This window comes from Flagellimonas taeanensis (genome assembly GCF_003584105.1).
In the GTDB taxonomy this organism is placed as follows: domain Bacteria; phylum Bacteroidota; class Bacteroidia; order Flavobacteriales; family Flavobacteriaceae; genus Flagellimonas; species Flagellimonas taeanensis.
Map to the genome: position 1 here is coordinate 48,124 of NZ_QXFO01000011.1, position 11,060 is coordinate 59,183.

Genomic DNA, 11,060 nt, shown 5'->3' on the forward strand with positions numbered 1-11,060 from the left:
TTTTAGTCAAGAGTTATAATGACTAGTCCTATTGACAGCATAAAAAAACCCGTGGGGAAGCCCACGGGTTTTTATTTTCATTGAGGTGGTTGGATTACCACCCTGGGTTCTGTTGTTCTGCCAAAGTTGGGTTGGCATTGACCTCTATCTGAGGAATTGGCCAAATAAATTTGAAATCAGCATAAGGAACAGCAGGTACACCGTAAGGACCATCGTAAGGGGTTCCCAGCGTGTACAGGTCAGCTGCAGGTGTTCCGTTGGCTACCTTTTGAGGTATTCCGGCAATAGGATGCATGTCATCACCCTGAAGTCTGTGGATGTCTGACCATCTTCTGCCTTCCATCACGAACTCGATCCTTCTTTCTTTCAAAATGGCACCTACCAATTCGGTGGCATTGGCAAAGTCGGCAAGGACATAGGATTGGGTGGCGGGATCTGCCAAAGCCCTATCCCTTACTTGGTTCAAAAGACCCAATGAAGCAGGCAGGTCTGGAGCAGCCTTTCTGGCTTGTGCCTCGGCCATGTTCAACAATACTTCGGCATAGCGGATTACAGGAGAGGCGTCGGTATAGTTGACCCCATCTTTGTATTTCAAGGTGAATTTGGCACCACCTGCGGTGAATACCATGCCAGTGCCTACATCTGTTGGCGTTGAATTATCCTCACGGCGCAAATCGTCTGCCAACCAGCTTGGATCTCTCCAGATGATGGGGCTGATGGCCACCAACCTTCTTCGGTTGTATTGGGAGGCCAAGGCAGCATTCACACCAGGGTTTAAGGTAGCAGCTTGGTTTAATGAGAATATGGATTCAGAATTGTCATAGCTGTTGATAAAAGGGCCATTTGGAGAATCTTCTAATTCATAGCTGCCATTGAGTTTGTTCCCTTCCACGATAACATTGTCCCAATCACGCATATGAAGATAAACCCTTGTTTTGAAGGCAATGGCTGCATTTGCGGAAGCTTTGGTCAACGAAGTGTTGGTAATCAAGCTTTCAGCGTCGTCCAAATCTTGCAATACCTTTTCGTAAACTTCGGCAACGGTGTTTCTTCCCTTTACGATCTCAGAGTCGATTTCACCTTGCGTATCGATGCCCACTTCCCTATAAGGAACTCCGGGATGTGAAGCTCCGGCGGAAAAGTTATAGGGTCTCGCAAAGAAGTTCAACAACTCGAAATGGGTAATCGCACGTAAAAATTTGGCTTGTCCGATGTAATCATCGGCTACATCTTGGGTGATGATGCCTGCTTCAACTGCTGTTGTAACACCTTCAATGACCAAATTGGCCCTATTGATCAAACGGTAACCGTCTACCCAATAGTACACGTTGTTTGCAGTAGTTGGGTCATAAGTGGCTGTATAGGTCAATTGGTAGAAGGTGGCCGTGTTGACCACGTCTTCACCTCTGTTATCCCCTTGTTGTACGAAGGCAGCGCCCCAGATATATCCACGACCACCATTGGGGTTGGTCGAGTTGTACTGGCCAATGGCCGCAGCATTGTACATCCCGTTCACTGAACTTTCGATCAAAGAGGGGGATGAAAAGGCATCGCTCAACGAGATGTTGTTGATAGGACTCAAGTCCAGAACAGTTTCGTCAGAACATGAAATCACGCTAACTCCAAAAAAGGAAAGGGTGATGTATTTGAATATCTTTTTCATTTTATAGAATTATAGATTAACATTTAGACCTACGGAAAGTACTTTTGATCTTGGTGTACCGTTGATGTCTACACCACTGGATTCCATTTCAGGATTTAGGCCCTTGTAGTCTGTAATGGTCAAAAGATTCTGTCCTTGGATGAAGAACCTCACCATGTTTAGTTTCAACTTTTCGGTAACATTCGTGGGGAGTTTATAACCCAAAGTGATGTTGTCCAAGCTGATGAAATCACCTTTTTCCAAGAACCTAGTGGTAGCATGTCCGGTAAGGTTGGTAAAGGTGTTGCTGCTAGCATAAAGCATAGGTGTCATTCCATCTCCAGGTTCTGAAGGACTTTGCCATCTTCCCAAGATTTCGGTGGAGTTGTTGTTGAAGTTCTGGGTCACCAAATCCCTACGAGTGGCATTGAACACATGGTTGCCACCACTGTAGCGGAACATAAAGCTGAAATCGAAGCCCTTGTACGTGAACCTGTTGATCACAGAACCATAGTAGGTGGGCAATGAGTTTCCAAGGATGAACTTATCGTCCGCAGCGCTCAAGCTTGAAGCTTCTGATAAATCTTCAGGATTGTTGGGGTCGAACACAAAATAGGTCTGTGTAGGTATATTACCTTGGACCAAAGAACCGTCAGCTTTATAGTAAACTGGATTTCCATTGGCTGGGTTTACACCCCAATACCTGTGTCCATAAATGGAGTTGATGGATTCCCCTTCCCTGATGATCAAGTTGGGAGCGATGTTGGTGTTGGTAGAAGTACCTCCAATGATATCCTGTCCATCAGGAATACTGGTCACGGTATTTTTATCCAGAGTCAAGTTCGCTGAAACGTTCCAGCTGAAGTTTTCTGTGTTGAAAGGAGTGTAGTTCACAGAGAATTCAAGACCTTCGTTCTTCATGGATCCAATGTTCTTCTTGATTCGGTTGTCAGGAACACCCAATGAGTGTGGTACAGGAACATCAAGAATCAAACCGTCGATATCGTTCTTATAGTAATCAAAACTCAAGGTCAATTTATCGTTAAAAAAGCCCAAATCAGCGCCGAAATCGGTCTTCTTACTGGTTTCCCATAACAATTGGTCGTTACCGAATTGGGTGAACGCGATACCGTTCAAGGTACCGTATTGGGAAGCAGAAGTCAATCCTAAGTAGGGATAGTTGCCGATGTCAGTGTTTCCTACTTCAGAGTAAGACCCTCTAAGTTTGAAGAGGGAAACGGTGGAGTTCAAGCCGCTGAAAAATTCCTCATTGGCAATGTTCCAACCAGCTGAGTAGCCTGTAAAGTTGTTCCAACGAGTGGCCTCGCTCAATTTGGAGATACCGTCCCTACGAACAGATCCTTGCAAGAAGTATCTTTCCTTGAAGTTGTAGCTGATCCTTCCTACATAGGAGCTGATACCGTTTTCGGTAACGCTACCACCTGATGTTTGGGTACCATAGGCCCCAGTTACCAAGTTTTTGTTGTAGAACTCATCCAACAAATCGGTACCTGAGCCGAAGAAGTATTGGTTCTTGTCTTTTTGAAATTCCATGACCGCAGTGACTGCAATGTTATGTGCCTCGGCGATGCTGGTGTTATAGTTTATGATGTTTTGGGTGTTCCAACGTAGGATGTCCCTGTTGTCATTATCCAATCTGCCATTAGATCCGCGACCGTCACCATGGACGGGACTCCAATATCTAAAACCACTGGTAAGGGTATTATTGGCACTGGCCTGGAACCTATAGGTAAGACCTTCCAATAGTTTTACATCACCGAATACATTCACCAAAGTGTTGTTTTCCTTGGACTGGAATTTATTGTTGGCCAATACGTATGCAATGTTGGATATGTTATCCCCTACAGGATCGGTATTGTCCCATTGACCTACTACGCTTCCATCTGGGGAAAGGTTGAATCCTGTTGGGTTGTTCGGATCATATATGGGAATGTTGGGAAGCTGCCTTGTGGCATTAAAAATGTTCCCTGAAAGTGAGTTTCCTCCTGTGTTGAGTCCGTTGAACTCGCTTCTAGTAACCGCAACGCTTCCACCGACAGTCAACCAATCGAATACATCATGCTCGAGGTTGGTTCGGATGCTATGGCGTTTCAGGTTGTTGGACTTGGCCACACCATCTTGATCGGTAAAACCAAGGGACAAGAAATATTTGGTCCTGTCCGTTCCGCCGTTCACGGAAAGACTGTGGTCCATTTGCAAGGCACTTGAGTTGAGTACCGCTTTTTGCCAATCAGTATCATAGTCACTCCCAATGGCCCAAGGCGCTTGTCCTCTGTTGGTACGCTTCTCATTAGCGATTTCCAAGAACTGTGAAGTGTTCAACAGGTCAAATGTTTTGATCGGTGATGCAAAACCGGTCACTACGTTATAGCTAACCTGGGTAGCACCTTTTTTTCCTTTTTTGGTAGTAATCAAGATAACACCATTGGCGGCACGAGATCCATAAATAGCGGTCGCGGCACCATCTTTCAAAATTTCGAAAGACTCAATGTCATTTGGGTTGATACTTCCAAGTGCATTGGTTGATGCATATCCACCTGTATCTCCAGTAATAATTGGAATACCATCCACAACTACCAAAGGATACGTTCCTGAACCTATGGAGCCCAGACCCCTGATCCTGATTCTTGGGGCTTCCCCAATGATACCGTTGTTGGTGGTAATCTGTACACCAGCAGCCCTACCGGCCAACTGGCTTTCGAAACTGGGGGTCACAAGACCTTGGATGTCCCCTCCGGACACACTCGCAATAGCCCCCGTGATTTCCTTTCTTTTTTGTACACCGTAACCCACCACAACGACTTCTTCCAATGCCTGTGCATCTTCTTCCATCTGTACGTTTATGGTGTTTTGGGCTCCAACAGTGACCCTGACCTCTTTTTGGCCCAAATAGGTGAAGATAAGGGTCTGGCCTACTTCTGCCTGAAGTGTATAGTTGCCATCGAAATCGGTTTGGGTGCCACTTGTGGTTCCCCTTACTACTACGTTTACGCCTGGCAGTGGTGATCCGTTCTCATCTGTTACCGTACCACGTATCGCCTTTTCTTGCGCGGACGATAGGTGCACCACAAATGCCATCAAAAGTGCTAACAATACTTTTGTTTTTGTTCTCATTTAATTTGAGTGTTAGTTAATAGATTCATTTTGAATTAGTTTTTTGATCAAGAAAAGCCGGTCAATTTTTTTATAGGGTGACTAATCCAACAAAAACAAATGAGACTAAGCCCATAATGTTTTGAAAAATGACCGAGCTAATCTTAATCGTGCGTAAAATAATGGAGTGGTGATGGGAACAGGTTTATATCCGACCTAGGTTTATGGTTTACCGACGTGTATTAACATTTACTATTTTATAAAAAATTGATGTTCAGTTTTTTATAAAATGTGAATATCAAATTTTAACAATATAAAATGGAGTGTCCACGGCGGAATATTACCCATTTAGGCTCTTGATGTATTGCGCTGGAGTGACCTTTTTTCGCTTCTTGAAAGCCTTGTAGAAGGAGACTTTGTTGTTGAAGCCAGACTCGTAGATCATGTCTGTGATGGATTCTGTTTGTGATGGGTTTTTATCAATATATGCAATGCATTCCTCAATGCGATAATCGTTTATGAACTCGTAGAAGTTTTTATTGAATTCTTGATTGATGACTTGCGATAGACTATAGCGGTCTGTATTGAGTTTTTTGGACAAAGTTTCGAGGGATAGGGTATGGTCCAGAAAGAGTTTATCGTCCATGGCATCGATCAGCTGCCCTTTTAAGGTTTGGGCCATGGCAACAGTGAGCCCTGAGTTGTTGTATTTTTCCTTTACCTAGTTTTTATCGATACGAGCTGGTAACGGCTGGGTGATGATTGTTGGTAAAAGGTATAACAGGAACGAAATCATGATGATGAACACTGAAAAGAAATAGGCAACAATGTAACGTGTGATATGCTCAAATGATAGTTCATGTTCGAACAAGGCCCTTGTTACTGAGATGATAAATATGGCGGAGAAAAATGAAACCAGGATTTTTGCCCAATTCCGGTCCATTCTTTCAAGACGTTTCCTATAATGGACATATTGCCTAATGATCAAGGTCAGAAAAAAACCAAAATATAGACTCTTGATATAGGCATTGTTCAGGAGTTGTCCCCCAATTTTTTTAAATCCTTGACTCGGAGTAATGTCATTCGTGTTTGTCAAAATCAATAACAACAGCATGCTCACCAAGAAAACACTAAAGTAAAGTGCTGTTTTTTGGGCTTTGATTTTCCTGTGGGGGTAAACTTTTCCTTCAATATATAAGAAAAGAGAAGGCCCCAATAAGAATGAAAGACTTGAATAAAATGGGATTTTGGGAATGTGCATCACACCATCCCACCATAAGAGGGTGAGTTCAAGGAGAATGGCTGACATGGCAATCATAAAAATGCCCATATGGACATTATGTCCTTTCTTAATGCCTATGAGGTAGCTCCCCACGCATATGCCTAAAAGGGATATTCCAATAAATATAAAGTGGAGTAAGTTCAGTTCACTTGGAACTGCGACCTGAAACATGAGTTCTCTAATAAGGCCAATTTCCCCCATTTGAGGGAAATAAGAAGAAACCGACATATTTGAATTAGCTATACAATAACGCATCGAAATTAATAATTATTATGTATTAAAATTCTTAAAAGAGTAAGAAATCATCTACTCGTTTTGCTTCTTTGAAATTCGGTCAAGTCTTAAAAAAATTGATGCGTAGAGCATTAAGGGATCAATGCTTTTCTTTTCCTTGTATTTCCTATTTTTGGAAAAACCATCACAAATGAAAAAAGTCCTTTCAATAATAGTATTCCCTCTTCTCTTTGCCTGCAATTCCAAAGAAGAGGTGGACATCATCGTTTACAATGCTAATATCTACACGGTGGACGAGGAATTCTCAAAAGCAAGTTCTGTGGCCATCAAGGATGGAAAGTTTTTGGATGTGGGAGAAAGTGAAGATCTTCTGAAAAAATACAACGCCAAAGAATTGTTTGATGCCAAAGGGAAGACAATGGTCCCGGGTCTCATTGACGCCCATTGCCATTTTTATGGCCTTGGGTTGAACCAGCAAGTAGTGGATTTGGTGGGCACTTCAAGTTTTGATGAAATCGTGTCCAAAGTGGCCGCTTTCCAAAAAGAACGGCCCTCAAGCTTTATTCGTGGCAGGGGTTGGGACCAAAATGATTGGGAAGAAAAGGAATTTCCGACCAAGGACAAACTTGATGAACTGTTCCCGGATATTCCCGTAGTTCTGGAGCGTATTGATGGGCATGCCTATCTGGTGAACCAAAAAGTGCTGGACTTGGCAGGGATAACCGGGGAAACCCAAGTGGATGGTGGCGAAATAGTGAAGAAGGACGGTGCGATCACAGGTGTTTTGGTGGACAACCCCATGGGACTGGTAGATGCCATTATCCCGCAACCCAATAAAGAGCAGCAGATCCAGGCCCTGAAAGATGCTGAACGGATATGTTTGGATCATGGCCTCACCACGGTCAACGACGCAGGTCTGGGAAGATGGACCATCGAACTGATCGATAGCCTACAGCAAGCGGGTGATTTGTCCATAAGGATCTATGCCATGGTTTCCAACACCCCGGACAATCTGGATCATTTTTTGGACAAAGGAACCATCAAAACAGATAAACTAAATGTCCGATCTGTAAAAGTTTATGGGGATGGGGCCTTGGGATCTAGAGGAGCAGCCTTAAAAGCCCCTTATGCTGACCAAGCTGGCCATTACGGGGCCATGGTCACCCCAGTGACGGAAATCGGTGTTCTTGCCGAACGCATTGCTGCCTCTGATTATCAAATGAACACGCATGCCATTGGGGATTCCGCCAATGTGGTCGTGCTCAGGGCCTATCAAAAGGCTTTGCAGGGCAAGGAAGACCGGCGGTGGAAAGTGGAGCATGCCCAAGTGGTATCACTACAGGATTTCGATTATTTTGAAGATGGGATCATCCCATCGGTGCAGCCCACCCATGCCACCAGCGATATGTATTGGGCAGGGGGCAGGTTAGGTCCAGAGCGGGTCATGGGAGCCTATGCCTATAAAACATTGTTGGAGAAAGCAGGGATTGTAGCTTTGGGGACAGATTTCCCTGTGGAACAAGTAAGTCCTTTCCTGACATTTTATGCGGCTGTGGCCAGACAGGACCAAGAACAGTATCCAGAGGGTGGGTTCCAGATGAAGGATGCCCTTTCCAGAGAAGAAACCCTGAGGGGAATGACCCTTTGGGCAGCCTACTCCAACTTTGAGGAAAACGAAAAAGGAAGTATCGAACCGGGCAAGTTTGCAGATTTCGTTATCCTGAGCGATGACATCATGACCGTACCCGTCGAAAATATCCCAAGTTTAAAGGCAGAGCAAGTTTTCTTGGGAGGAAAAAAGATGAAATGATTTTGTCATTCTGAACAAAGTGAAGAATCTGTTCAAACCTTTATTTCTTCAAGTTTTATTAGGGTCGTTTCTTTTGTTTCAAGTTACTGGTTGCAAAAGTGAGGTAGGACCAAGGTATGAAGATTATAGCCCCGAAGATTTTTTAAAAGTACCGGGAATAGTTGCCAAAATAACAAGGACGTCGATTTATGCAAGAGGCAATTGGTATGAATACAATGATTTATTACGCTTACAACCTTGATTCGGATTCTATCTTGGTCGGCAGGGAAATGGATGTGGATATGGCGGTAAGAGAAGGAGATGGAATTTATATCTTGATGCTCAAGAGTGATAAGAATGTAAGTTTTATGGCAGAACAAAGGATTCTTCCAAATCATGAAAAGGTAGTCAATGACTATTTGAAGAAGTCCGAAGAAAAAGGTGTCAAATACTACGGAGTTGATGACCAATAAAAAAGCCCCAGTTCGGGGCTTTTTGAAATTCTATCTTAGAAACTGATTGGAAGGGAAACCCGTGTGGTGCCCCATCCCATGACCATGTTTCCATCATCTTCGAAAGCAATGGAAAAAGCTTCAAGCTCCTCATCGTCGGTGTTGGCTGTGGCAGAAACCCTAGCTACATCGCCTTCACTGTCATAGGAGTAAGCCCCCCATTGGTTCAGGTTGCTGTTTAGGATAACGGTCCATTCGTTTTCCCCGGGGATGGTGAACAGGGCATAGGTTCCCGCTTTGATGGCTTTTCCGCCAACAGTGGCATCCTTGTAAAAAGTCACTTCAGTGGCCTCATTGGCACCGGTTCTCCATACTTTCCCCTCAGGAGCTAGGTCGGACAAACTACGGCCTTTCAATTGAGGGCGGCTGTAAATGACACGAACGGACTTATCGGCCTCCTTGTAACTGGCAGGGAAAGAAGCGATGTCCATGGGGCTCTTGTCCAGACCGCTGAATTTTTGGGCTGCGGCCTCTGTGGAAAAAACTAGGGCAAAGGCAAAGAAAGTCAATAAAAATAGATTTTTCATGATTGTGATTTTAGTTGTTTTCAAAACTAGAATTAATTCAATATTGTTTGTATAAAAAGACGTTAAAATTGAAGAACCTTACAGAATACATGGGATAGATGCTTTCTTTTACTGAAAAAGTATCAAAAAAGTATGTTTTGGTATTTTAAACGAATAAAATGTAATTAAATATAGATTTATTGTTTTATTTCAAAAGTTGAATATTCATTTTTGTATCAAAATTGTCATAAACTATAATATATATGTGTGGAATTGTTTGCGCATTTGATGTGAAGGAAAGCACGGAAGTGTTGAGGCCCCAATTGTTGGAAATGTCTAAAAAAGTGAGACATAGGGGTCCGGATTGGAGTGGGATTTATTCGGATGACAAGGCTATTTTGGCCCATGAAAGGTTGGCAATCGTTGACCCTGCCTCTGGGAAACAACCTTTGTTGAGTGCCGATGGAAAACTTGTGCTGGCCGCCAATGGCGAAATCTATAACCACCAAGAACTGAGAAAACAGTTTGAAGGGAAATACGAGTTCAAGACCCAATCCGACTGTGAGGTCATTTTGGCCCTTTATCAAGAAAAGGGTACGGGTTTCATAGATGAAATGAACGGAATCTTTGGCTTTGCCATATACGATAGTGAGAAGGACGAATATTTCATCGCCCGTGATCATATGGGGATCATTCCATTGTACATTGGTTGGGACAAGAACGGGACTTTCTATGTGGCCTCCGAATTGAAGGCCTTGGAAGGCACCTGTTCCAAAATTCAGCTTTTCCCTCCCGGGCACTATTTGCACAGCTCGGACGGGGAGTTCAAGAGATGGTACCAAAGGGATTGGATGGAGTACGATGCCGTCAAGGAAAACGAGACCAGTATTGAAGAGATAAAGGTGGCTTTGGAAGCCGCAGTACACCGTCAGTTGATGTCCGATGTGCCCTATGGGGTGTTGCTCTCCGGTGGATTGGACTCTTCCGTGACCTCGGCCATCGCCAAAAGATATTCCCAAAAAAGGATTGAATCCGGTGATACCGCCGATGCCTGGTGGCCTCAACTGCATTCCTTTTCAGTGGGGTTGGAGGGTTCACCAGATTTAGCCGCTGCCCAGAAAGTGGCCAAGCACATTGGGACCATCCACCACGAGATAAAATTCACCATTCAAGAAGGATTAGATGCCATAAAAGATGTCATCTATAACCTCGAGACCTATGATATCACCACCATTAGGGCGAGCACGCCGATGTATTTGATGGCAAGGGTCATCAAGTCGATGGGTATCAAAATGGTACTTTCCGGGGAAGGAGCGGACGAGCTTTTCGGAGGATACTTGTATTTTCACAAGGCACCAAGTCCAAAGGATTTCCATGAAGAGACCGTACGTAAGTTGGACAAACTCCACATGTACGATTGCCTTAGGGCCAACAAATCGTTGGCGGCATGGGGAATAGAGGGCAGGGTCCCATTTTTGGACAAGGAATTTATGGATGTGGCGATGCGAATCAACCCAAAGGATAAGATGATCAATGGGGAGCGTATGGAAAAATGGGTGGTGCGAAAAGCATTTGAATCCTATCTTCCCGAAAGTGTGGTCTGGAGACAAAAGGAGCAGTTTTCCGATGGAGTAGGGTACAGCTGGATAGATACCTTGAAGTCCATGGTACAGGAAGAAGTGACCGATGAGCAGTTGCAGAACGCCCATTTCAAGTTCCCGATACAGACGCCTACGACCAAGGAGGAATATTACTATCGTTCCATTTTTGAGGGGCATTTCCCTTCGGATGCAGCTGCATTGAGCGTTCCGCAGGAACCTTCGGTGGCCTGTAGTACCAGGATAGCCTTGGAGTGGGACGAAGCCTTTAAAAACATGAACGATCCTTCAGGAAGGGCCGTTGCCAAAGTGCACACCGATGCTTATGTGAAATAACCCAACCGATAATAACCAACCAACGATATGAAGTAGGAAGATGCTGT

At 44.2% G+C, this 11,060-nt stretch carries 8 protein-coding genes; 3 read left to right on the forward strand and 5 right to left on the reverse strand.

Annotation, left to right across the window (positions count from 1 at the left end):
• Positions 1-94: 94 nt before the first annotated feature.
• The 4 genes from D2V93_RS04995 to D2V93_RS05010 form a co-directional block, all read right to left on the reverse strand.
• The gene (locus D2V93_RS04995; RefSeq protein WP_119618651.1) at positions 95-1,663 is read right to left on the reverse strand and encodes a RagB/SusD family nutrient uptake outer membrane protein; all 1,569 of its coding nucleotides are present in this window, start codon (positions 1,661-1,663) and stop codon (positions 95-97) included.
• Positions 1,664-1,672: 9 nt separating this feature from the next.
• Positions 1,673-4,777 (reverse strand): SusC/RagA family TonB-linked outer membrane protein, encoded by a 3,105-nt coding sequence (locus D2V93_RS05000; RefSeq protein WP_119618652.1) that lies wholly within the window; start codon positions 4,775-4,777, stop codon positions 1,673-1,675.
• A gap of 319 nt (positions 4,778-5,096) precedes the next feature.
• A complete protein-coding gene (locus D2V93_RS05005; protein WP_119618653.1) occupies positions 5,097-5,438 on the reverse strand; it encodes a helix-turn-helix domain-containing protein in 342 nt (113 codons plus the stop codon).
• A 39-nt stretch (positions 5,439-5,477) separates the two neighbouring features.
• Positions 5,478-6,266, reverse strand: coding sequence for a hypothetical protein (locus tag D2V93_RS05010; protein ID WP_147377367.1), 789 nt, complete (start codon positions 6,264-6,266; stop codon positions 5,478-5,480).
• A gap of 196 nt (positions 6,267-6,462) precedes the next feature.
• Between D2V93_RS05010 and D2V93_RS05015 the strand changes: the two genes are divergently transcribed.
• Both D2V93_RS05015 and D2V93_RS05020 read left to right on the forward strand, forming a co-directional pair.
• Complete coding sequence (locus D2V93_RS05015; protein ID WP_119618840.1) at positions 6,463-8,082, forward strand: amidohydrolase; 1,620 nt, start codon at positions 6,463-6,465, stop codon at positions 8,080-8,082.
• Between the two features lie 188 nt (positions 8,083-8,270).
• The gene (locus D2V93_RS05020; protein ID WP_119618655.1) at positions 8,271-8,534 is read left to right on the forward strand and encodes a hypothetical protein; all 264 of its coding nucleotides are present in this window, start codon (positions 8,271-8,273) and stop codon (positions 8,532-8,534) included.
• A 35-nt stretch (positions 8,535-8,569) separates the two neighbouring features.
• Here D2V93_RS05020 and D2V93_RS05025 read toward each other — a convergent pair whose 3' ends face one another.
• Entirely contained in the window at positions 8,570-9,100 is a 531-nt protein-coding gene (locus tag D2V93_RS05025) for a DUF2911 domain-containing protein (RefSeq protein WP_119618656.1), read from the reverse strand.
• A gap of 242 nt (positions 9,101-9,342) precedes the next feature.
• Between D2V93_RS05025 and asnB the strand changes: the two genes are divergently transcribed.
• Complete coding sequence (asnB, locus tag D2V93_RS05030) at positions 9,343-11,013, forward strand: asparagine synthase B (RefSeq protein ID WP_119618657.1); 1,671 nt, start codon at positions 9,343-9,345, stop codon at positions 11,011-11,013.
• The last annotated feature ends 47 nt before the right edge of the window (positions 11,014-11,060 follow it).

Excerpts from the sequence above, each read along its gene's own strand:
- D2V93_RS05020 (WP_119618655.1), top strand. The coding sequence starts at position 8,271 with ATGCAAGAGGCAATTGGTATGAATACAATGATTTATTACGCTTACAAC.
- asnB (WP_119618657.1), top strand. The coding sequence starts at position 9,343 with ATGTGTGGAATTGTTTGCGCATTTGATGTGAAGGAAAGCACGGAAGTG.
- D2V93_RS05015 (WP_119618840.1), top strand. The coding sequence starts at position 6,463 with ATGAAAAAAGTCCTTTCAATAATAGTATTCCCTCTTCTCTTTGCCTGC.
- D2V93_RS05025 (WP_119618656.1), bottom strand. The coding sequence starts at position 9,100 with ATGAAAAATCTATTTTTATTGACTTTCTTTGCCTTTGCCCTAGTTTTT.
- D2V93_RS05000 (WP_119618652.1), bottom strand. The coding sequence starts at position 4,777 with ATGAGAACAAAAACAAAAGTATTGTTAGCACTTTTGATGGCATTTGTG.
- D2V93_RS05010 (WP_147377367.1), bottom strand. The coding sequence starts at position 6,266 with ATGTCGGTTTCTTCTTATTTCCCTCAAATGGGGGAAATTGGCCTTATT.
- D2V93_RS05005 (WP_119618653.1), bottom strand. The coding sequence starts at position 5,438 with ATGGCCCAAACCTTAAAAGGGCAGCTGATCGATGCCATGGACGATAAA.
- D2V93_RS04995 (WP_119618651.1), bottom strand. The coding sequence starts at position 1,663 with ATGAAAAAGATATTCAAATACATCACCCTTTCCTTTTTTGGAGTTAGC.